Raw genomic sequence first — 20,946 nt, 5'->3', positions numbered from 1 at the left:
TTGTTAGCGGCGACGACCGGGCTGGCCGGGTCCCATGGTGTTGGCCGTTGTGATGGGCGATCCGTCGTGCAGGGCCTGTACGCCGTCGACGACAAGCCGGTCCCCATCCTGGAGGCCCGATTTGACAATGATATTCGGCCCAATAGTCTGGCCCGTCTCGATCTTCACCTGGAGGGCCTTAAGGGCACTGTCCTTTTTGGCAACGTATACAAAATATTCCCCCATCTGCTCGACCACAGCCCGGGCAGGGATAACGATCTGCGGCTTCTGTTCCAGGTTGTGCACCCGCACAACGCACGACATCCCGGCACGGAGATCGAGTTTGGGATTGCTGAACTCCAGGCGAACCCGGATAGTTCCCGTCTGCGGATCAACCGCCCGGTCAATGACCGAGATCTTACCCGTATGCGGATAGACGGAATGATCCGGCAGCACGATCGTAAACAGCGAATCCAACTGGTGCTTCTCATGCTGAAGCTGCTCGTAATGGTTCAGCTGGGCCTCGTTGATCAAAAAATCCACCGCCATGGGATTATCGGTCGAGACGGTATTAAGAATGGTCGTACTCGCAGTTACGAGATTCCCGAGTTTCACCATGCTGAACCCGATGGTCCCGTCAAAGGGTGCGCTGATCACCGAATAGGTAAGGTTCGTTTCGGCCGTCTTCATTGCCTGCTGGGCGGCGGCCGTCTCGTTCTTCGCGTTCTGCAGAGCGATGATCGCATGATCGAGGGTCTGCTTGGCCACTGCGTTGTGCTGGATGAGGTACTGATACCGGTCGGCATCCTGTTGCGCCTGCTGCTGGTTGCCCTGCGCTACCTGGACATTGGCCGCCGCCTGATCGTAGGCCGCCTTGAAGAGCCGCTCGTCTATTTCATAGAGTTTTTGTCCTTTGTGAACATGCGTGCCTTCCGTAAACAGGATGGCCGTCACATAGCCCGTCACCTGGGCGTGCAGATCCACCTGACTCAGGGCCTGGGTAGTGGCGGGATAATCGTCATAGTACGTGACGGCCGAAGACTTCACCGTGGCGAGATTGACGGGGGTAGGGGGATTGGGGGCCGGTGGCTTCTGCTGGCAGGAGAAGATCGCCAGTCCAGGGATAAAAACAAGGATCGATGCCAGTCTGCTCATACGTGTGATTTATTAGTATTTGTGCTTAATGATTAACGACGGTTTCGGGTTAGTGGACGACAATAAAGCCCATGGATTTTTGCAGGTCTATCTTACTCGACAGCACCTGGAAAAGCGCATTCTGATAGCTGATCTCGGAAGTGATGAGGTTTGATTCGGCGGTGATGACGTTCAGGTAGGGAACCACGCCCTGTTGATATTGCAGCGCCACGATATCATAGGTCCGTCTCGCCAGGCTGACGTTCTCCTTTGAAATGCCGAGGTTGAAATAATTGCTTTTGTAATTGGCCAGCGCCGTGGCATATTCGGTATAGATCTGGGACTTCAGGTTGACCTCCGACCAGTCGAGCAGATCGCCCTGCAGCCGCGCCCGTTTTATATTGTTGGTCCGGTTGAAGCCGGTGAAGATGGGCATCGTCAGCGAAAGCCCCATATAGCTGTAGGGATAGGCCTTGGAGAAAAGATCGCCAAAACCGTTGCTCTGAAACTCATAGTCGTAGTTGAAGAAGGCGCCAACGGTTGGCATCCAGGCGTTGCGGTAATAGTTGATATTGGCCAGTTGCAGCGCCTTCTGCGTTTGCAGGAACTTGTATTCGATGCGTTTCTCGAACTGCAGCTCCTGAGTTGTGTCGAAGGCGATGTCGTTCATCATCTGCACGGTGTCGAAGAGTACGTTGAACTGCGATCTTGGCGGATAGCCCATCACCTGTTTCAGCATCGCATACTGCGGGTTGAGATTCTCCGTGGCCTGTTTGAGCTGGAACTTGGAATTGTTGAGCGAGATGACCGCTTCATCGTAGTCGGTCTCATCGACGATCCCGCCGACATATTGATGATACGCATCGCTTACGTTCTTGGCGAGCCGCGCAGTGTCTTCCTTGAGAACGCTGATCTGTTCGAGCGTCAGCAGCAGACCGTAAAACGTCTTACTGACCCCGGCCACGATATCGATCTTTGTACTGTCGGTTATCTGCTGCGCCTGCTGGTTGAAAAGCGGTGCGCTGCGGGTGGCATAAAGCAGGGCCGGGTTGAAAATGGTCTGCGAAACGCCGAGTACGGGGATGAAGGTATTGACGACCCCATTCTTTTGAAGATGGACATTACCCGCCGAGTCGACGATATACGACGTCGGCCGGGAATTATAATGGGTGAGATTGGCCTGGGCGTTCACCTGCGGATACCAGCTCGACTGGTTGATGGCATTGGTCGTCCGCACGATGGCTTCGTTGATCAGCGCCTGGTTGACAAAGGGCTGATGCTTCAGCGCATAGTCGATACACTGACCCAGGGTGAGCGAGCTGTCAGCCTTCATCACGGGTTGGGAAAAGCAGGCAATCGATAGTAGGAGAAAGAGACAAGGGCTGATGATCAGGCGCTTTAAAATAACGTCGGCAATTTTAAACATATCGATCGTGGAAATTTATAATATAATATGAAACGTATTCCAGGGTTAGCGTTCTGGAAACTGCGAGGTCAGTGGAGGAGTGCTACGCCGCAAAGATTGCTCTTTTTGAGTAATCGTTGAATTAAAATGATATTAAATAAAAACGATTGAGGGTCAGTTATTTGACCTCCCTGGAAGTACGGTAGGCGGTGCCTTTGAACAGGGCGATCAATTCCCCGCTCTCGTTGGTGGTGCGGATCTCATAGAGACCGGTCTTGTTGCCCAGGTGAAGCTCGCGGGCCTCGACAAAGAGCAGGTCGCCGCTGCGGGCAGGACGGGTGAAGGAAATGGAGACGTCTAAGGCTACGGTAAGGATGCCGTGCGAGTTGCAGGCAAAGGCAAAGGCCGAGTCGGCAGCAGAGAAGACGACGCCACCATGAACGATCCCAAAGCCGTTCAGCATTTGCTCATTGATCCGGTAGTGGAGCTTACAGTAGCCCTCACCGGATTCGTCAACCTGCAGGCCAAGCCATTGGGAAAAATAATCCTTTTCGAACAGTAGGGCAGTGATCTCGCCCGGGGTCATCGGTAAACTTTGTCTTTACGGCTCGAAAGCAGGGCAAACACTTCTTCCTTGGTGCCGGTAAAAGGGCCCGACCCCTCGATCTTGAGCGTAGCCATCGCGGCGGCAAATTCCCCGGCCTGCTGGATGGAAGCGCCTTTTATCCGTTGATAAAGATAACCGGCCATATACGTATCGCCGCAGCCGGTGGCATCCACTACGGAGGTGGTGGGGATATAGGCCGGGATGGTAAAGAAGTTCTGACCGTCATAGATGACGGAACCCATGCTGCCAAGAGTGATGACCACCTCTTTTACACCCCATTCGGCGAGGATCTTCGCACCCTTGCGGACCTCGTCCTGCCCGGTGAGGACGGCCATCTCGGATTCGTTCACCTTCAGGGTATGGATGTATTGCAACGCCTGGCGTTTTTCACACCAGTCAATCGCCAGCACATTCTGGTTCTTCACCTCGCGCAGATAGCCCTGGGCGTCGAGAGAGACCTTTCCTTTTTCCGCAAGAGCACGGATCAGGTCGACCGGGATATCGCCGGCCAGCAGCGGGCCGAGATGGAAGACCTGGGCGGCGACATCCTTCAGCTGATCCACGGTGAAGGGATCGGCCTGGCTGGCAACGCGCTGGGTCCGATGGTCCTGGTTGCCGGAATAGATATTCTCAAAAAAGACGGTATGCGCGCTGGGCAGGACGGCCACATCGATGTGCTTCTCCCGCAACTCGAATACGAAGGGCATATCCACCGGCGCCAGGGCCGTGATCAGCTTGTAGCGGATATCGAGCCGGGATACGGCATTCGAAAAATAAAAGGCGGTGCCGCCGGCCATATGAACGACCGAGCGCGGCGTGACGACTTTGTCATGCGTAATATGTCCGATGCAGATGAGTTCTGTCCTGTCCATTATTCAGTTCTTTAGCAATGATCAATTGGCAAATTTAGGCCTTTTTTCACAACCGGGCATTTTGATATATCGGAATCTTATGTATTTTTATGCAAAAGACTCTTATGTATATAAAAGCTATGCTTTTCGTTCTCCTGACGGCGCCGTCCTTTGTCGCTCAGGCTCAGAAAGATACGGTTGTCGCAAAAAACGATACCGTCACCTCCAATACCGATACCGCTACCCTGAAAAAGGCCACCGTTATCGCGCTTAGGCCACTGATCGTCCAAAAAGCCGACCGCATCCTCATCAACGTCGAGGCGATGACCGCGCTGACAGGGACCAGCACGCTCGAATTGCTGGAACAGCTCCCCGGAGTCTCCGTAAATGGCGACGGAGTGATCCGGCTCAACGGCAGGGCAGGGGTGCTGGTGCTGATCGATGACAAACCCACTTATCTGTCGGCGACCGATCTCGCCAACTATCTCCGCGGCATGCCCTCAGGTCTGCTGGAACGGATCGAGCTGATGAGCAACCCGCCCGCGCGCTATGACGCCGCCGCGGGGGCAGGCCTGATCCTGATCCGCACAAAGAAGAACCGCGAGCAGGGTCTCAATTGGCAGGTCTCCGCGGGCTACGGCCAGGCGGTGTATGGACGCACTAACGAGACCGGGGTGCTCAACTGGCGCAAGGGGAGGGTGAATATTTTCGCCAACGGATCATACAGCGAACAGCATTCCTACCGACGCCTGGAGTTGCAACGGATATACCGGGATGCCAACGGCGCCCCGCAATCCTATTTTGACGAGACCTCCTTTAACACCCCGGTCCGGAAAAGCAAGACAGGCAGGCTGGGAATGGATTATTCCCTGTCGCCGAAGACAACGCTGGGATTCGTATTGTCAGGTGTTTTTTCGACAACCGATACCCATAATCCGGAACAAAATATCATCAGCGGCGCAGACCATCAGTTGGACAGCGTGACGAAGGCGGCCAATTCCAGCCAGGATCATTTCTCAAACAAGGGCGTCAATCTCAACTTCAGCCATAGCTTCCGGCGGCCGGGCGAGTTGCTGACCGCGGATGCCGATCTCGTCCAACATCCGGCAGCGAGCCGGCAGCTTTTTCTCAATACCACCTTCGACGCGCATGGACTCCCGCAATCGACCAGCGATGAGCAGGCCGATCTGCCCGCCTCGATCCGCATCTATTCGGCGAAGACGGACTACACGCTGCCGCTTGGCAAGTCCCGGCTGGAGACCGGTGCAAAGTGGAGCTCCGTCTCCTCCGACAACCGCGCGGATTATGAGTACCTGGTGGGAGCCGGCGCCGTTCCCGATTATGACAAGACCAATCATTTTATCTATAAAGAAGATATCCGGGCGGCCTATATAAGCCTGTCCCGTGAATCGGGGCGACTCGCGTTTCAGGGCGGGTTGAGAGTCGAGAATACCGCTGCAAACGGACATCAGCTGGGCAACGCGGTAAAACCGGACTCCTCGTTCACCCGCCGGTATACCAATCTGTTTCCGACCGCCAATCTCGATTACCGCCTCGACAGCAGCGGCAAGAACCATCTCCACATGGCCTACGGCCGGCGGATCAACCGGCCCGGCTACCAGGATCTGAATCCATTTATTTTCCTGATCAACCAGTATACCTATCTCGCGGGGAATCCCTATCTGCGGCCGCAGTATTCCGACAATCTGGAGCTGTCCTGGCGCCATACCCAAATGCTGACGGCGACACTTTTCTATAACTATACGCGCGATATCGAACAGGAAGTGATCCGGTCGGAGGGCGAGGTCTTTATCAGTCAGCCAGGCAATATCGGCCATCATACCGGGCTTGGGTTCTCCGTCAACGCCTCGCTGCAACCGATGAAGCGCTGGACCATGAACCTGTTCTCGCAGGTGATCAGCAGCAGCTATATCGGGTTCATCGGCGATTCCTCGTTGTCCACCCATACGGTCTCCTTTTCCATCAACTGGAACAACCAGGTCGCATTCACCGACAACTGGGCAATGGATCTCGGCGGCAACTATTCAGGTCCGGCAACGGATGGACAATTCGTCATGTCCGCAACGGGCATGCTCAACGCAGGAATTTCGCGGAAGTTGCTGCACCGGAAAGCCGTCATCCGCCTGTCCGCACGCGACATCTTCCATACGGTGCGGCCGGCAGGAAGCCTCACCAATGTCCCCGGCGTGGCGGTGCAATTCCGCAACTATGTCGACACGCAGGTCGTGGGCCTGTCCTTTTCCTACAGCTTCTCCTCCGGCAAAACGGTAAAGGCGCGGAAGACCGGAAGCTCCGAAGACGAGCAAAACCGGATCAAACAATAAATTATGTGCCCATACTTGTAAAACCAAAATATTTACACTTACTTTGTAATTCAAAGCACTTTTCGCCTATGCGCCGACATTTCCGTTTCAGCCTGTGGTATTTCATCTTTAGCGTCCTGCTCCTGGGGATCGAGGCCTATATCGCCTGGTGCACGCACGACGCCATCGTCCGGCCTTATGGCGGGGACTATCTCTGCGTCATCTTTTTATATACCCTGGTCCAGACCTTCTGGGATCTGCCGGTACGCCCGCTGGCGACATGGATATTCGCGTTTGCCTGTTTTGTGGAGGTGACACAGTATTTCCATCTGGCGGACCGCCTCGGCTTTACAAAACCCTCGCTGATCCGCACGCTGATGGGCTATTCCTTTACCTGGGTGGACGTCGGCTGCTATGCGCTGGGGATCTTGACGGTACTGGCGCTGGAGGCCCTGGTACCGCCGTTGCGGCTTAAATTAAAATAACTTCGTTATGGCAGATTTTGCACATCCTTCTTCCGTCGTTCGTACCATCTGGGGGCGCGGAGACACCGTCCTGCTGATATTCGCGGGTGCTTCGGCCGAATTTGCCCTCAATCAGGCGGTAGACTGGCTGTATTTTACCGGCAAACTCCCGGCCGATCCGCTGGGCCGGCTGTTCAGCACGGTATCCTATGCACAGCAGATCGTCTTTGCCGAAGAGGACCGCGCACTGACGGCGATCGATCATATCACCGCGATCCATAAAGGCGTGGAAGCAAAGCGTGGCGCCAACATTCCCGCAAGCGCTTATCTCGACGTGCTCTTTATGCTCATCGGTTATTCGATCAGCAGCTTTGAACTGATCGAGCGGCCGCTGCGGCCGGAGGAGAAGGCCGAAGTGTTTGACGTGTTCGCCAGGGTGGGGCGGCACATGGGGCTCACCGGTATACCCGATGACTTCGCGGCCTGGGAGCTGATGCGGCAACAATACGTAAAGCAAAACCTGGCGATAAGCTCTTTTACACCCGATCTCTACCGGCGTTACCGGAAAAGTCTCGGGCCCATCCGGTATTTCCTGCTGATCCACGCCCAGGTGTTACTGGTTCCCGGCCGGGTCCGCCGGCTGCTTGACCTGCCCTCCATCCACTGGCTCTATCCCGTAGTACAGGTTTATAAGCTTTTCCGGTTTCTCCGGCTCGACAAAGGGATAAAAACCCTGCTGCTGCCAGCACAATACCGGGCACAGGTGTTTGGGCTGGATCAAAAAATGGGATAACTTAGGGGACTTATCAAAAAGTTGCCATCACCATGCAAACACGCCGCGATTTCCTCCAGAAAATGACCGGTTCGGTCCTTGCGCTTTCCGCCTTGTCTTCCACTGCCGTCGCAGCCTGCGCAGATCCCGAAAGAAAAAACGACAGCCCCGTATTGCGGGTCGCCATCATGGGCCTCGGCAGTTATGGGACGCGAGTGGCCGAAGCCATGAAGACCTGTACCAAAGCCAAACTGGTCGGAGTGATCAGCGGCACCCCCGCGAAGATCAAGGCCTGGCAGACGAAGTACAATATCCCCGAGAAGAATTGTTACAACTACGAGAATTTCGACCGCATAAAGGATAACCCCGATATCGATGCGGTGTATGTCATTACCCCAAACGGCCTTCATCATAACCAGGTGATCCGCGTGGCGATGGCCAAAAAACATGTCATCTGCGAAAAGCCGATGGCCGTCAACGCGAAGGAAGGACAGGAGATGGTGGATGCCTGCCGCAATGCGGGGGTGAAGCTGCTGGTCGGCTACCGGATGCATTTCGAGCCGCATACCCTGGAGATCATCCGCATGCGGAAGGCGGGGGAATTCGGAAAGGTGCTGTTCTTCCAGGGACTGTCCGGCTTTATCATCGGCGATCCCTCCCAGTGGCGGCTGAACAGGGCGCTTTCCGGCGGCGGCTCGATGATGGATATCGGCATTTATTCGATCAACGGCTCGCGCTATATGATCGGTGAAGATCCCATCTGGGTCACGGCGCAGGAGCCGCCGAAAACCAACCCCATGAAGTTTAAAGAAGGCGTCGACGAGACGATCCAGTTCCAGCTCGGTTTCCCCGGTGGAGCAGTAGCCTCCTGTCTGTCCACCTATAGCCTCAATAACCTGGACCGCTTCTTTCTCGACGGAACGCAGGGCTTTGCCGAATTAATGCCGTCAACCGGCTACGGCCCGATCGCCGGCCGAACCCATAAGGGCGTGCTGGATCAGCCGGTGACGACACATCAAACCGTCCAGATGGACGAGATGTCGGGCATCCTCCTGGAAGGTCATCAGCCGATAGTGGCGGTGGATGGCTTGGAAGCCGTCAAGGACCTGAAGATCATCGACGCTATTTACCAGGCGACAAAGTCCGGGCAAAAGGTCGAACTGCATTTATAGCAAAAGGTCGAACTGCATTTATAGAAAAAGGTCGAATTCCATTTATAAAAAAAGCCCCCAGCGAATGGGAGCCTTTGTGTGTGTCCAGGTGATAGAGCCCAACTAGCTTTCAACTTGGAAAGAGATGGGTAACTCTAAGCGGGTTTTGACCCTTTTCCCATGTAACGTGGCGGGTTTCCACTCCGGCATCGTACTGACGACGCGAAGCGCTTCTTCATCCAACCCTTCCCCCAATTTTTGCGGGCTGATTATTTTTGCCTTGGTGATCTTGCCATGCTCATCCACGACGAAGGACACGCGGACGATCCCCGAAACGTCGTTGTCTATCGCGCCCTGCGGGTAGTTGATATGATCGTTCACATAACTGTCCAACGCCTTCTGACCGCCCGGGAATTCCGGGGCCGTGACTCCGGCTTCCTTATCCGTCAGCACGATGGACGTGGATGCTCTCTTCCGGTTGTGCATCCCGGCTTTATGCGTGGCAGGCGTGCCGGCGGAAGACTTCGTAGTGTCCATATCCACCGCCGCAGGCTGACCCGCGGGTGTCGCAGGCGCAGCCGGGTTCATCTGTGCACTGGGGCTATCCGCAGGAGTCGTATCGTCGCTTGTCTTATAGTCGCTGTTATTACAGGCCACCGAAGTGAGAGCTGCAACCGCAGCGGCGACACCAAGTCGGTAAAGATTGTGTTTTGCTGTGATTTGCATAAGTCATACTTTTTAGTTCACGAATACCAATGGTGATTCAAAGACGATGCCAGCCCTTCCGGGGAACATCTTCCCCAAAATTTGAATGCATTGGTATTTTATGTATATTAGCTCTATGGTATATTCAACGGAATTATTGAAAGGAACGCTTAAAACCATTGTTTTAAAGCTGTTGGCCGACAATAAAAAGATGTATGGCTACGAGATCACCCAGCGCGTGAAAGAGGTAACCGGCGACAAGATCCAGATCACCGAAGGTGCACTGTATCCGACGCTGCACGCCCTGGAAGCGGACAAGCTGGTCACCATTGAAGTCGAATATATCGGCAAGCGGGTGCGGAAATACTATAGTCTGAGCCCCACCGGCAAGGCCAGGGCGAAGGAGAAGGTCAGCGAGCTGTCTTCCTTTATCCAGACGATGACGGTGTTGTTGGATCTGAAAACAAAATCCATCTAATCACATGGCAACGCTAACCGATGAGCAGGTAGACTTTATTGCTCGCGCGATCCGGGCGCATGGCATCCGCCTCGAAGGCCTGCAGGACAACCTGCTGGACCATATCTGTATCCTTGTCGAACAGGGAATGGAGCAGGGCGGCAATTTTGAGGAACTGCTCGCCAAGGTCTTCCGAAGCTGTTACCGGGAGAATTTGTATGAGTTGGAAGAAGAAGCTCTTTTCCTGGCATCCGTCAAAGGCCCGCGGCTGGTCCTGAGCCGGACCCGGTTCTTCTGGCTGCTGATCGGCGTGTTCCTCCTGCCATTCGTGCTTTACTTTCAGCTGGCGTTCTTTCATTGTCTGCCCACAAACTTCGACGTTATGCCGGCGGTCTTTCTGCGCTGGTACCTGGTGGGCTCCGTCTGGCCCTTGCTGAGCCTGCTGGTCATCTTTTTCACCCCCGAACGCTTCGACCCGCTGATCCCGCGGCATGCAAAGATCCTGCTGGGCGGCGGCTCCCTGATCCGCGTTTTCCGCTATGAGGCCTGCGAGGTATCTGCGTAATAAAAAACTCACGAATGGGTCGTCGCCGCGGCCGGCGCCGTCATCAGATCCTTATTCGCCTTCCCGAGACCAACCTTGTATTCGGTAGGCGTACCCGTGATCCTCAGGTTGATGAACCGAACGCGTTTGTCCATATCCCGGAATTGAATGGCATCCACCTGGTTGGGGTCCACCTCCTCGGGCTTCTTGCCAAAGAGCTTGCGGAATCCGATCGAGGTCACCATCTTCAGCGGCACCCGGATATAGTATTCCATCTGCATATTGAGCGACTGCTTGCCGGCAAATTCCAGAAAGCCCAGCGATGAATTGATATTCATGTCGGGGATCACCACCGCGCCATCCTTAAAGGAAAGTGTGTTGCGCAGCGTGTCAAAGCGGATCATCATGAGATTCTTATCCGTGAAATAGGCCGACATAGCCTTCATAGGCGCGAAGTTCATCAGCGTCCCATTTACGATCTCGAGGTCCATCTGCGCCTGGGACTGGTCGATCATGGGGGTTCCATCAGCATGAAGAACCAGTTTGGACTTGATCTGTCCGCTGACAATGCCCTTGATGTTCTTGTTGATCATGATATCCTGACCGAAATTATCCAGCTTGAACATCAGTTTCTCGATATTCATGTCTTCAACGTTGAACCGGCTGTTAAAGGCGATGCGATTGGGGTTGCTGCCATTGAAATGCGCCCGCGCAGCCATCCGGCCGCCGGCCATCTCCGCATAGAAGGTATCGAGGTAGATCTGCTGACTGGCCAGCATGCGCAGCCGGGTGTTGAGATTCTTAATGCCGATCTTATGATACCGGATGCGGCCGATGCTGATATGGGCGTTGAAGTCGATGAAGGGAATGTTGAACAGATTGAATTCCGCGTTGTGGTCGGCCACGGTCCTGACCAAAGCGGTATCCGGAGCCGCAGTTCCGCTGGCCGCCGTCGCTTGTACCGCTGTTGCCGCCGCACTTACTGGTGCCGCCGGTGTTTGTGCCGCCGTTTCCGCCGCGGTTTCGCCGCCATCCGCCCTGGCCACATAATTCGACAACTGATCCACATCGAGCAGTTTCGAGCTAAAAGAAAGATAATTCTCCTTCTTCCGCCGGACCGTGTCCTTACCCGTATACAACCGCATACTCAGGTCGAAATCGGTGTTGCCGATCTTCCCGCGAAGCGTATCGATCTTGACAAAATTGTCCGTGCTGAACTTGATATTGCCGCTGAGGCTGTCCAGCCGGTAATGGTGCCGGTGCAGGTGGGCGGAGAGGTTGGCGATCTTTATATTCGCGAATTTGAATACCGAGTCATAACGCAGCTCCGTCTTGCTGCGGATCCAAACCTGGGAGCCGACCTCCTCGCGATATTCTTTCGGCAGGTACTGCCGGCTCTTGCGGCCAAGCAGGTCGCGCATGGCCAGTCGCTGCGACTTCAGATCGAAAGCCAGCATGGTCTTTCCTTTCTTCACCTTCTGGAACCAAAGCGCGTAGTTGTTGATCCGGCCTTTGAACTGGATATCACTGCTGTCGATATTGCCGGCAAAATTGCGCAACAGGACCGAGGTATCGCCGATCGTGAGGTCGGCGCCGAAATTCTTAAAGGCATGCGGGTAGTTCTTGAAGGCGGCGGAAAGGCCGGCGATACTAAACTTGCCGCGCGGCAGGGGATCGGGATGCTGCAGTTCGTTTACGGAGGTCTCGAGCGTGAGCCCGATGTTGAATCCATAGATCTCCTCCCGCGCCTTCCGGTTCTTCGTGGTATCGGCATTGAACAGCTCCCGCAGGATGAGTTTGTTGCTGGCAGCGTTCAGCCGGAGCACCACCGGTTTCTCCTGGTGATGGAAAAGCGCTGGCAGGTCGGTGAGCGAACCGTTGAGATGGAGATCGGAGTGACCCACCGTGCAGCTGAGGGTATCGAGGTCGAGAAAGCCGTTCTTCATGCTGGCATGGAGGTTGAGATTCTCGATCAGATTGGGATAGTTGGGCACGCGGAACGTGAGGTCGGTCACCTTCAGCTCGCTTTGGATGCCCTCGGTGAGCTTGCTGATCGTCCGGTCATCGGTGAGGTCGACCAATTCCTTGAAATCCATCCGCAGGTCGATATGGCCGGAGAGCCGCTCGAGGTCCTTGATGCCAAGGAAAGCGCCGATGAAGCCGAGCTCCAGTTCGCTTCTTATCTGCATAAAGATCTTCGGATCGGTGAAGTCCCGGATGACGAAGTTGCCCTTGAAGATACCCTTGTCGGGCCGGGCGTTCATATCCATCATCCTCAGCTCGGAGGTTTTTAGGTTTCGGCCCGCACCATTCGTATAGAAGCCTTTGAAGGAAAGCGAGTCGAGGTTCTTGCCCGCCTTCGTATTATGGAGGTAGGCGTTCTTGCAGGCGAAGGACAGCGCGATCAGGGGTTGTTGTCCGCTTTTAAGCGCCCCTTTCACCGATCCGTCAAAGCTCAGTTCGCCATCATATTTGAAGTTCTTCAGCTGCTTGGCCACCGAGGCGGGAGCGAAAGCAAAAAGCTGGCGGAAATCCGGTTTGTCTCCCTTGATATGAAGGTCCACCGTATTGTCGTGCTGGAGGTCAACGGTGCCGCTGATATCGAAGACGGCATCCTCGAGCTTTAGTTTGCCCAACGGCACCCTTAGGAACTTCGTCTTCTCATCATAGGAAGTCTGGATATCCGCTTCGAGATGTTTATGCCGGAAGAGCGTCGTGTCGCCGGGACTGGTGAGATCGGCCTGCAAAGCTCCGTGCAGCTCGGCGCTGATCTTCCCGTCATCGTCGCGGAGGGCCGTCTGGATGCGCTCGATATCCGCCACGATGCGCTGGCCGCTGGCGCGGTCATAATACGAGACCCGCATATTGCGCAGCACGAATTTTTTGATATCCAGGTCAAGGGCCTTCGCCGGAGTGCTGGTATGGACCGTCGTATCGGGAGGGAGGGTCACCGCCTGCACGATATTCAGGTTCCCGGTGCTGTCCTGCGCCAGATCGAGATGACCGTTCTTCAGTACGATCACTTTTACATGGTAGTGATGATCGAGGATATCCTTGATGCTAAAGCCGATGAACATGCGTTCCGCCTCGTATATCGGCTTGTCGGTCGCGGCCTTGCCGGGCAGGAACTTCACGTTCTTCAACGCAATGGAAATATAGGGAAAGGTCTGGAAGGCGTTGATGGTGCTGCCGCCGATCTCCAGCTCGCCGGGGAGCTTCTTGTTGAGTTCGGTCACGGCCATTTTCACCAGCCGTTCCTGCTGGGTGAACAGGATGGCGACGGCGATGCCGACCAGGACGAGAAAGCTAAGAATGGGGATCAACGTCCAACGGAGGATCCTCTTGCGCGTTTTTGGTGTCATAGGTATGATAGGATACTAATACAACGAATTCACGCAAGATAAAGTATCCGGCGGAACTGACCATTTTAGCAGGGTTTTAGCAGGCCCCCGGCGGGCCTGGGTCGGCGGGCAGGAGCGGGCGTGGGTCGGCGGGCGCGAGCCGACATGCTCGGCTCGCTGTGGCCCTATTTGATCACCGCATCCGCCGCAGGCACCAGTCTCGCATGAAGGTCCGGCTCCTTCTTTACCGGATCCAGCGGGAACATGGGCCGCTGGATGCGCTTATAGGGCAGCCGGGTCAGGTCCTGGTCGACACCCCCGGGCGTCAGCGCCATCAGCCAGGCGGCCCGCATCGCATAGAGCTCGGGTTCGAGGTAGCCGATCTTGACCACGACGATGGCCGCTTTCCGCGGCTGCAGACCAAGCCGGGTGAAATCGACCTCCTTATGATAGGGTTTTCGCTTCTGTGTGACGATAACATGGACGCTGCCCACCCGGATCACCGTCTCCACCTCGGCGTCCTTATCGCCCTTTACGATGGATTCGACGACACCATGAAGCCGCACCGGCGGTGCATAACGGTGATCCACAGCTGCTCCGGCAGTGGCGTCCACCGTCCCGCCGACACCTGCCGCGATCGCCGCCTTTACCAGCCCGGGTCCGGGAATCGAGGCATAGATCAGCGCAGGACCACCCGCCGCCTTGAATTCGGGCCGGGCCAATATCTGCTGCAGCGTCCAGGTGACGTCGCCGGCGCCGCCCGCCGTGGGGTTGTCCCCGCAGTCACTGATAAAGAACGGATGCAGAGTACTCTTCGCGGCACTATCCAGACATTCCTTCAGGGTCCCCGTCGGCGCGACAAAGACAAATTGCGACCGCGCCTTCCAAAAGCTCAGGGCCAGATGCTCCGCCGTACGGGAGACGGTTTCCTTGTCATCCCCGGTGACCATGACGACCGCATGGTTCCGCGGTTCGTCGGCCCAGGCATAGCCGATCCAGATGGCCGCATCGATGATGCCAGGTTGTGCAGCAGCCGGGGCGACTGCCTTATAGATCGACCGGCCCGGCTCTATCCGCGTACTTGTTTTTTCTCCGGGCAGCAGGATAGGAATGGGGATCCAGGCCTTGTAGGCCGGTCGGCCCTTTCCGTTCTCCAGCCTCGTCAGGAGGTTCACCACCGCCCGCCGCTTTGTGTCCATCGCATCTTCATGCGGCGCCATGCGGTAACAGGTGATGAGATCGGTATGCTGTGCAAGCCGCCAGGAGACATTTCCATGCAGGTCCATCGATGTCGAGATAAGCGTCTTCGGGCCGATGACCTTCCGGATGCGAACGATAAAATCTCCCTCGGGATCGTCCAACCCAACGACACTCATCGCGCCGTGGATGTCGAAGAAAAGCCCGTCATAGGGGAGATGTTTCCGCAACGAGTCCAGCGTTTTACTCACCAACGACTCATACGCCGCACGGGTGACGGCGCCGCCCGGCAGGGAATGGCCCGTTATCGTGGGTATCCATATCGCCCGATGCCGGAGCACAGAGTCGGGAGCGAGGAAGGGATAGGTGTCGAAGACGGCCGGACCATAGCTGGCATGGAAGGCCGGCTCCCCGGTTAGCGCCGGGGAAAAGGTACTTGATTCAATTCCCAGGCCAGCGATTCCGATGCGGGGTGGCCGGGTCTGCGTCATGCCCGCGCCCGAATGAAGCAGCAGAATGAGGAACAGCAAAGTAGAGGATGGTCTCACCGGAGTATTTTTTTTGTTCAGGGGAATTTACCACAATTTTTTGATTGCTCTCACGCCGATGTGGCAACTCCTGTTTTTAAACCTGCGTTTGACTCTATATCCTTTTACAACGCCGCACCGCTAATTTCCCGATATCATTATTGGCTAAATAAAAACTGGACACCATGAGAGTAACCACTCGTGCACGTGCGGCATTTCTTTGGTTAACGTTTGCCGCCCTGCCTTTCGGGGCGCGGGCCCAATATGATATGGGTATCGCCAACAGTAATTACTCCGGTATCCGGGGAGTGCTGCTCAATCCCGCGGCGGGCGCCGATCCAAAATTCAAATGGGACGTGAACGTAATGTCGGCAGGCGTTCTCTTCGATAATACTTTTCTCTACGTTCCAAAAGGTGCCGTCCCCGCCTTCGGATTCGGTTCCATTATAAAGGGGATCATCCACACCGATAAATTCGCGACCAACTTCGATCAGTCCCAGCCGGGCAAATTGTACAACGTGGCGCTCACCGCGGAGATCCTCGGGCCTTCCGTGCAACTCGCGCTGCCCTACGGCCAGTCCGTGGGATTCAGCATCGCCAACCGGACATCCGTCAGCATCCGCGATATCCCCGGCTCCACGGCGGAAAACGCCTATGCCTATCTGCGAAGCCCCGCGCTTTGGGACACCACATTGTCCGACGGGAGCACGAGGCTTGACGGCATGAACTGGCTGGAATATGGGTTCCACTACGCCGCCACACTCTTCGACGATGGGACCGACCGGTGGAACGCGGGAGTCACCCTCAAATACCTGCAGGGCATCGTCGGCGCCTATGCGAAGAACACCCATCTCGGCTACCGCATCCAGGACAGCACCCATCTGTTCTTTTCGGGAAGCATTGACTATGGGCAAACGGATTATGACTCCTATCGCCACATCGGCGGCTATGGCGACCTCAATCACGGCCACGGCTTTGGCGCGGACCTCGGCGTACAATACGCCCATGCCGATAAATTCAAGATCGGGCTTTCGATCATGGACATCGGTTCGATCCATTTCAACCGGCACGCCGCCGCCTATCATCTGGCCACGACGGAAGCCGACCTTGCCGGCTGGGGCCAGTTGCAATTGCACAGCAACCTCGAGGTAGACCGGACGCTCAGCGCCGTGTTCTATGGCGGGGATTCCTCGAAGTCGCAGACAGCCGGCGGGTTTCATATGGGCCTGCCCACCGCACTCAGTCTGCAGGCCGATTGGAAGCTCCGTGAAAATTTCTTCGTCAACGCCACCGTGGTAAAGGGATTCGGCCATGGCGCCGCCCAGGGTGCCGGGCAGCCGGACATCTATTCGATCACGCCGCGCTATGAAAGCAAGTGGTGGGATGTCAGCGTTCCCATCTCCCTCCTGTTTTACGGCGCCTGGCAACCGAGAGTCGGGCTGGCCGTCCGGGCAGGATATGTCTTCTTTGGGGGAGATGCTCCCGCCAGCCTGCTGGCGCTGGGCCGGCTGAAGGCTACGGATTTCTACGCGGGGGTCCGCTTCTTTGTATTCAATAAAAAAAACCAATAGTATGAGACAGATGTGGATCCTGGTGATGCCACTCGTCCTCGCGGGGACGATGTGGGCAGCCAACTGGAAAGCGGACGCTGACAAGGCGACCATCGGCTTTAGCATAAAAGGGCCGCTCGGAACCGTGCATGGAAATTTTAAAGGGCTGAAGAGCACGATCCGGTTTGACGAACACGACCTCGCCGGCAGCGAAGTGACCGCAAGCGTGGATGCAAAGACGGTAAGCACCGGCATCGGACTGCGGAATCATCATTTGCGGAAAGAGGAACAGTTCTTCAACACGGACAAATATCCCACGATCAGCTTTCACTCGAAAAAGATCGTCAGGACGGCCAACGGCTTTACCGCCGATGGCGAACTGACGCTGAAGGGCGTCACTAAAACCGTACAGATCCCTTTCACCTTCCAGCCCAACGGCAACACGGGTGTCTTCAAGGGCGAGTTTAATATTAAAAGAGAAGACTATAACATCGGTAAACCCGGCGGCTCGATAGGCGATCAGGTGACGATAAATCTGGAAGTGCCGGTGACAAAGTAGAAGTCGATCAATCCGGAAGGCTTGCAATTATTTCGCAAAACCCGCTCACAATTGGGGGAAATGGTTATATTTAGTGCAAATTAATTGCAACTATGGAAAAGCAACGAAGAAGCGCACTAAAGAAATTATTCCTCGCCATCGGCGGCACCCTTGGAATGGGTATGCTGGCGAAGGCCGAAGGAACCGCCGCCGCGCCGACTGCGGCCAAAACGCCCGCCGCACCTGCTGAAAAAGAGGTGTTCGATGTTGTCGAAGACCAGGAAGTTCCCCTGTTCTCGCAGGCGACCAAGTTCAATGGAATGGTGTTCATCGCCGGCCAGGGCGCGCATGTCGAACCCTTCGAGATCAAGGCACACACCGAGATCGTGTTGAAGGGCCTCGAGAAGCAACTCATCGCCGCGGGTTCTTCCATGGAGAAAGTGTTGAAGGTGCATGTGTACCTGAATGACATCGCCGATTACGCGGGCATGAACGAGGTGTTCAAGGGACGTTTTGGCAAAAAACCTCCCGTGCGTACAACCGTTGCCGTTGCCAAGGGCGGCGTGCCGGGAAATTCTCTGGTCGAAATGGATTGTATCGCTTATGTATAGACTCATTCGGGTGCTTCTTCTGCTCTGCGCCGTTTCCTCCCTGCAGGCGCAGGAATATACCCTTGTCATCAAAGGAGGAACGGTTATAGACCCTAAGAACGATCTCAATGCGGTGATGGACGTCGCCGTGACTGACGGTAAGATCGTCCGGGTCGCCAAAGAGATAGATCCGCGCGGAGCGGTACAGGTGGTGGACGCCCATGGAATGCTCGTCGTGCCCGGGCTGATCGACATGCATACGCATGTGTTCTTCGGCACCGATCCGTTGAGGGCCTATGACGGCGGCAGCGCCTCGATCCCGCCGGACGTGTTCAGCTTCAGGACCGGGGTGACGACCGTCGTCGATGCGGGCTGTTCGGGCTGGAGGGATTTTCCCACCTTCAAGCGCGAAGTGATCGACGTCGCCAGGACCCGCGTACTGGCCTTTCTGAACATCAACGGCTCGGGGATGCGCGGCAATCCTTTCGAACAGGACCTGCGGGAAATGGACGGAAAGCTGGCCGGCCTCACGGCCCGTCAATACCGCGACATCATCGTCGGCATCAAGGTGGCGCACTACACGGGACCCGAATGGACGCCGGTGGATGAAGCGGTAAAAGCGGGGAAGCTGGCGAATATCCCCGTCATGATCGATTTTGGCGGCAGCAACCCGCCGCTGTCCATCCAGGAGCTCTTCTTTCAGCATCTGCGTCCCGGCGACATCTTTACGCATTGCTTTGGCCAGCTGGCCAGCCGGGAGTTTATCGTCGATACGCTCACGCATACGGTAAAGCCCTTCGTCCGTGAGGCGCAACAGAAAGGGATCATCTTCGACGTCGGCTACGGCGAGATCAGTTTCGCTTACTCACAGGCCATCCCCGCCGTCAAAAGCGGCTTCTTTCCCAATTCCATCAGCACGGATATCCATGCACATAGCATGAACAATTCAATGCGCGATCTCCTCAACTGCATGTCGAAATTCGTGGCCATGGGGATGCCCGTGCCCGAAGTGATCCGGGCCGTGACCTGGAACCCGGCAAAGGAGATCAAACATGTCGATCTGGGCAGCTTGTCCGTCGGGTCCGTCGCGGATATCGCGATCCTCAACCTGGAAAAAGGGAAGTTCGGCCTGTACGACTATACCGGCTACCGCATCGAAGCGGCACAACGGTTCGTCTGCGAGATGACGGTCCGGGCTGGAAAGATCGTTTACGACCTCAACGGTATCGCCAGACCGCTCGCGCTCCCGCGGCCGATACACTAAAATAAAAAACTGCCGGGCGTGCCCGGCAGATTTCTTTATAGGATGCTTACAGGTTTTTTGAATGCTTAAAGGCCTTCCTTCGGAGCTACGTTATTGACCGACCACGTCGTCGACGGGGTTGCGCTCAACCGCACGATCTGATCCGCGTTCTCCATGGTGATATGGTAAGAGGTCTTACCATTCTGCTGAGACCTGTAAAGACCGGTAATCCAATAATCGCCATAACTTTTTTTGATCGATTTCTGCAACCGGGAAGGTAACTTGTCAGAGAGGATGTTGTGTACAACTGGGGAGCTCTTCTTAGGCATCCCTCCCTCATTTTTGCCTCCTTCTGCGGCATTTGCTGTTACAGACGAAATGGCGAAGCAAAGGATAAGAGGAAGAATGTTCTTTTTCATAAAGGGTATTGTTTACTTTTTTGCGCGCTTAAAACGGTCGCGGGCATTGAAATAGTATGTCGCCGGGGTTATCTTTTCCCGAAACCCCCATTTACCCTTAGACGCGATTGGCTTATTTTGTTGACTGCCAGGTATTTACTAATTTTAAGATATGAAGCATGTATCCATACTTGTACCGGAAGGGGAGTGCAGCCTCACCACGATCGAGGGGCCCCACCAGATCCTTTTGCAGGTGAATAACTATCTCGCGGAGGCCGGTGCCGATCCGATGTTCACGGTGCAACTGGTCGGGTATCATCCCGAGGTCAGTATGAAAGGAGGACGTTTTCGGGTGTACCCCGACGTACTTACGGGGGAGCTTAACCGAACCGATCTGATCATTATTCCTTCGGTGCATGGTGAGAAGCAACAGATCGTCGTGGAGAACCGCCCCTTGCTGGACTGGGTTGTGACGCAGTACAACCAGGGCGCGGCAGTGGCCTCGCTTTGTATCGGCGCCTTCCTGCTGGCGGGGACGGGTCTGCTCAACGGCAGATGCTGTACCACGCATTGGCAGTTCGCCAATGTCTTCCGGGAGATGTACCCGGATGTCACCCTGCTTGAAGACAAGATCATCACCGATGAGAATAATATCTACACCAGCGGCGGCGCATATTCCTGGCTGAACCTCATCCTCTATCTCGTCGAGAAATATTGCGGCCGGGATATCGCGATCACGTGCTCGAAAGGTTTCCAGGTGGACTTCCAGCGCGTCAGCCAGTCGCCGTTTATCATCTTCTCCGGTCAGAAAGATCACGAGGATGAGGCCATCCGGACGGCCCAGGAGTATATCGAGAAGAACACCCATTGCAGGATCACCGTGGACCATCTGGCCGCCCGGCTGATCCTGGGCCGGCGCAACTTCGAACGGCGGTTCAAAAAAGCAACAGGCAATACCGTAATGGAATATATCCAGCGGGTAAAGATGGAAGCCGTGAAGAAGACGCTCGAAACCTCCCAGGTAGGTGTAAACGAAGTGATGGACAGGGTCGGCTATAACGATGCCAAGGCGTTTCGGATGACCTTTAAAAAAGTGACCGGGCTTTCGCCCCTGCAATACCGCAACCGGTATAACCGCGAATACGCCTGATAACCTCACCGGCCAGCGA

General features: G+C 55.6%; 19 protein-coding genes. 11 read left to right on the top strand and 8 right to left on the bottom strand.

The genetic code is table 11. The features are described from left to right. Window positions 1-3: 3 nt before the first annotated feature. From VGM48_RS04145 to VGM48_RS04130, 4 genes are all read right to left on the bottom strand, one after another. A complete protein-coding gene (locus VGM48_RS04145; protein WP_331576457.1) occupies window positions 4-1,134 on the bottom strand; it encodes an efflux RND transporter periplasmic adaptor subunit in 1,131 nt (376 codons plus the stop codon). Between the two features lie 49 nt (window positions 1,135-1,183). Further along, the gene (locus VGM48_RS04140) at window positions 1,184-2,539 is read right to left on the bottom strand and encodes a TolC family protein (RefSeq protein ID WP_331576456.1); all 1,356 of its coding nucleotides are present in this window, start codon (window positions 2,537-2,539) and stop codon (window positions 1,184-1,186) included. A 157-nt stretch (window positions 2,540-2,696) separates the two neighbouring features. Then, entirely contained in the window at window positions 2,697-3,104 is a 408-nt protein-coding gene (paaI, locus tag VGM48_RS04135) for a hydroxyphenylacetyl-CoA thioesterase PaaI (RefSeq protein ID WP_331576455.1), read from the bottom strand. Then, window positions 3,101-3,997 carry a PfkB family carbohydrate kinase gene (locus VGM48_RS04130; RefSeq protein WP_331576454.1) on the bottom strand — a complete coding sequence of 299 codons (897 nt, stop codon included), beginning with the start codon at window positions 3,995-3,997 and terminating at the stop codon, window positions 3,101-3,103. The genes paaI and VGM48_RS04130 overlap by 4 nt, the downstream gene beginning before the upstream one ends. A gap of 119 nt (window positions 3,998-4,116) precedes the next feature. On the opposite strand from VGM48_RS04130, the gene VGM48_RS04125 reads away from it, so the two are divergent. From VGM48_RS04125 to VGM48_RS04110, 4 genes are all read left to right on the top strand, one after another. Then, window positions 4,117-6,321 carry an outer membrane beta-barrel protein gene (locus tag VGM48_RS04125; RefSeq protein ID WP_331576453.1) on the top strand — a complete coding sequence of 735 codons (2,205 nt, stop codon included), beginning with the start codon at window positions 4,117-4,119 and terminating at the stop codon, window positions 6,319-6,321. A gap of 68 nt (window positions 6,322-6,389) precedes the next feature. Next, window positions 6,390-6,785 carry a DUF2809 domain-containing protein gene (locus VGM48_RS04120; RefSeq protein ID WP_331576452.1) on the top strand — a complete coding sequence of 132 codons (396 nt, stop codon included), beginning with the start codon at window positions 6,390-6,392 and terminating at the stop codon, window positions 6,783-6,785. Window positions 6,786-6,792: 7 nt separating this feature from the next. Then, window positions 6,793-7,557: an oxygenase MpaB family protein gene (locus VGM48_RS04115; protein WP_331576451.1), complete on the top strand. Its 765-nt coding sequence runs from the start codon at window positions 6,793-6,795 to the stop codon at window positions 7,555-7,557. A gap of 32 nt (window positions 7,558-7,589) precedes the next feature. Further along, complete coding sequence (locus VGM48_RS04110) at window positions 7,590-8,708, top strand: Gfo/Idh/MocA family oxidoreductase (RefSeq protein ID WP_331576450.1); 1,119 nt, start codon at window positions 7,590-7,592, stop codon at window positions 8,706-8,708. Between the two features lie 102 nt (window positions 8,709-8,810). On the opposite strand, the gene VGM48_RS04105 is transcribed toward VGM48_RS04110, so the two are convergent. Next, window positions 8,811-9,413 (bottom strand): TonB family protein, encoded by a 603-nt coding sequence (locus tag VGM48_RS04105; protein ID WP_331576449.1) that lies wholly within the window; start codon window positions 9,411-9,413, stop codon window positions 8,811-8,813. A gap of 115 nt (window positions 9,414-9,528) precedes the next feature. Between VGM48_RS04105 and VGM48_RS04100 the strand changes: the two genes are divergently transcribed. Both VGM48_RS04100 and VGM48_RS04095 read left to right on the top strand, forming a co-directional pair. Then, window positions 9,529-9,870, top strand: coding sequence for a PadR family transcriptional regulator (locus tag VGM48_RS04100; protein ID WP_331576448.1), 342 nt, complete (start codon window positions 9,529-9,531; stop codon window positions 9,868-9,870). A 4-nt stretch (window positions 9,871-9,874) separates the two neighbouring features. After that, the gene (locus VGM48_RS04095) at window positions 9,875-10,414 is read left to right on the top strand and encodes a hypothetical protein (RefSeq protein ID WP_331576447.1); all 540 of its coding nucleotides are present in this window, start codon (window positions 9,875-9,877) and stop codon (window positions 10,412-10,414) included. A gap of 8 nt (window positions 10,415-10,422) precedes the next feature. Here the strand turns inward: VGM48_RS04095 and VGM48_RS04090 are convergent, their stop codons facing one another. Continuing rightward, window positions 10,423-13,755, bottom strand: a complete 3,333-nt coding sequence (locus VGM48_RS04090; protein WP_331576446.1) for an AsmA family protein — start codon at window positions 13,753-13,755, stop codon at window positions 10,423-10,425. Window positions 13,756-13,919: 164 nt separating this feature from the next. Further along, complete coding sequence (locus tag VGM48_RS04085) at window positions 13,920-15,479, bottom strand: M81 family metallopeptidase (protein WP_331576445.1); 1,560 nt, start codon at window positions 15,477-15,479, stop codon at window positions 13,920-13,922. A 164-nt stretch (window positions 15,480-15,643) separates the two neighbouring features. On the opposite strand from VGM48_RS04085, the gene VGM48_RS04080 reads away from it, so the two are divergent. The 4 genes from VGM48_RS04080 (at window position 15,644) to VGM48_RS04065 (ending at window position 19,400) form a co-directional block, all read left to right on the top strand. Beyond that, window positions 15,644-17,029, top strand: coding sequence for a DUF5723 family protein (locus tag VGM48_RS04080; RefSeq protein WP_331576444.1), 1,386 nt, complete (start codon window positions 15,644-15,646; stop codon window positions 17,027-17,029). Window position 17,030: 1 nt separating this feature from the next. After that, on the top strand, window positions 17,031-17,567 hold the full coding sequence (locus VGM48_RS04075; RefSeq protein ID WP_331576443.1) for a YceI family protein: 537 nt from the start codon (window positions 17,031-17,033) through the stop codon (window positions 17,565-17,567). 92 nt (window positions 17,568-17,659) lie between these two features. Further along, window positions 17,660-18,157, top strand: coding sequence for a RidA family protein (locus VGM48_RS04070; protein ID WP_331576442.1), 498 nt, complete (start codon window positions 17,660-17,662; stop codon window positions 18,155-18,157). After that, window positions 18,150-19,400: an amidohydrolase/deacetylase family metallohydrolase gene (locus VGM48_RS04065; RefSeq protein ID WP_331576441.1), complete on the top strand. Its 1,251-nt coding sequence runs from the start codon at window positions 18,150-18,152 to the stop codon at window positions 19,398-19,400. Before VGM48_RS04070 ends, VGM48_RS04065 begins: the two co-directional genes overlap by 8 nt. Window positions 19,401-19,465: 65 nt before the next feature. On the opposite strand, the gene VGM48_RS04060 is transcribed toward VGM48_RS04065, so the two are convergent. Beyond that, window positions 19,466-19,798 (bottom strand): hypothetical protein, encoded by a 333-nt coding sequence (locus VGM48_RS04060; RefSeq protein ID WP_331576440.1) that lies wholly within the window; start codon window positions 19,796-19,798, stop codon window positions 19,466-19,468. Window positions 19,799-19,949: 151 nt separating this feature from the next. Between VGM48_RS04060 and VGM48_RS04055 the strand changes: the two genes are divergently transcribed. Then, window positions 19,950-20,927: a GlxA family transcriptional regulator gene (locus tag VGM48_RS04055; RefSeq protein WP_331576439.1), complete on the top strand. Its 978-nt coding sequence runs from the start codon at window positions 19,950-19,952 to the stop codon at window positions 20,925-20,927. The last annotated feature ends 19 nt before the right edge of the window (window positions 20,928-20,946 follow it).

It is taken from the genome of Puia sp. (genome assembly GCF_036500295.1).
Taxonomy (GTDB): domain Bacteria; phylum Bacteroidota; class Bacteroidia; order Chitinophagales; family Chitinophagaceae; genus Puia.
The sequence above is the reverse complement of the archived record's forward strand: the minus strand, read 5'-3'. Positions and strand labels throughout refer to the sequence as shown.

What these genes read in the sequence shown, in the direction of transcription:
- VGM48_RS04145 (WP_331576457.1), bottom strand. Translation starts at nt 1,134, where the DNA reads ATGAGCAGACTGGCATCGATCCTTGTTTTTATCCCTGGACTGGCGATC.
- VGM48_RS04140 (WP_331576456.1), bottom strand. Translation starts at nt 2,539, where the DNA reads ATGTTTAAAATTGCCGACGTTATTTTAAAGCGCCTGATCATCAGCCCT.
- paaI (WP_331576455.1), bottom strand. Translation starts at nt 3,104, where the DNA reads ATGACCCCGGGCGAGATCACTGCCCTACTGTTCGAAAAGGATTATTTT.
- VGM48_RS04130 (WP_331576454.1), bottom strand. Translation starts at nt 3,997, where the DNA reads ATGGACAGGACAGAACTCATCTGCATCGGACATATTACGCATGACAAA.
- VGM48_RS04125 (WP_331576453.1), top strand. Translation starts at nt 4,117, where the DNA reads ATGCTTTTCGTTCTCCTGACGGCGCCGTCCTTTGTCGCTCAGGCTCAG.
- VGM48_RS04120 (WP_331576452.1), top strand. Translation starts at nt 6,390, where the DNA reads ATGCGCCGACATTTCCGTTTCAGCCTGTGGTATTTCATCTTTAGCGTC.
- VGM48_RS04115 (WP_331576451.1), top strand. Translation starts at nt 6,793, where the DNA reads ATGGCAGATTTTGCACATCCTTCTTCCGTCGTTCGTACCATCTGGGGG.
- VGM48_RS04110 (WP_331576450.1), top strand. Translation starts at nt 7,590, where the DNA reads ATGCAAACACGCCGCGATTTCCTCCAGAAAATGACCGGTTCGGTCCTT.
- VGM48_RS04105 (WP_331576449.1), bottom strand. Translation starts at nt 9,413, where the DNA reads ATGCAAATCACAGCAAAACACAATCTTTACCGACTTGGTGTCGCCGCT.
- VGM48_RS04100 (WP_331576448.1), top strand. Translation starts at nt 9,529, where the DNA reads ATGGTATATTCAACGGAATTATTGAAAGGAACGCTTAAAACCATTGTT.
- VGM48_RS04095 (WP_331576447.1), top strand. Translation starts at nt 9,875, where the DNA reads ATGGCAACGCTAACCGATGAGCAGGTAGACTTTATTGCTCGCGCGATC.
- VGM48_RS04090 (WP_331576446.1), bottom strand. Translation starts at nt 13,755, where the DNA reads ATGACACCAAAAACGCGCAAGAGGATCCTCCGTTGGACGTTGATCCCC.
- VGM48_RS04080 (WP_331576444.1), top strand. Translation starts at nt 15,644, where the DNA reads ATGAGAGTAACCACTCGTGCACGTGCGGCATTTCTTTGGTTAACGTTT.
- VGM48_RS04075 (WP_331576443.1), top strand. Translation starts at nt 17,031, where the DNA reads ATGAGACAGATGTGGATCCTGGTGATGCCACTCGTCCTCGCGGGGACG.
- VGM48_RS04070 (WP_331576442.1), top strand. Translation starts at nt 17,660, where the DNA reads ATGGAAAAGCAACGAAGAAGCGCACTAAAGAAATTATTCCTCGCCATC.
- VGM48_RS04065 (WP_331576441.1), top strand. Translation starts at nt 18,150, where the DNA reads ATGTATAGACTCATTCGGGTGCTTCTTCTGCTCTGCGCCGTTTCCTCC.
- VGM48_RS04060 (WP_331576440.1), bottom strand. Translation starts at nt 19,798, where the DNA reads ATGAAAAAGAACATTCTTCCTCTTATCCTTTGCTTCGCCATTTCGTCT.
- VGM48_RS04055 (WP_331576439.1), top strand. Translation starts at nt 19,950, where the DNA reads ATGAAGCATGTATCCATACTTGTACCGGAAGGGGAGTGCAGCCTCACC.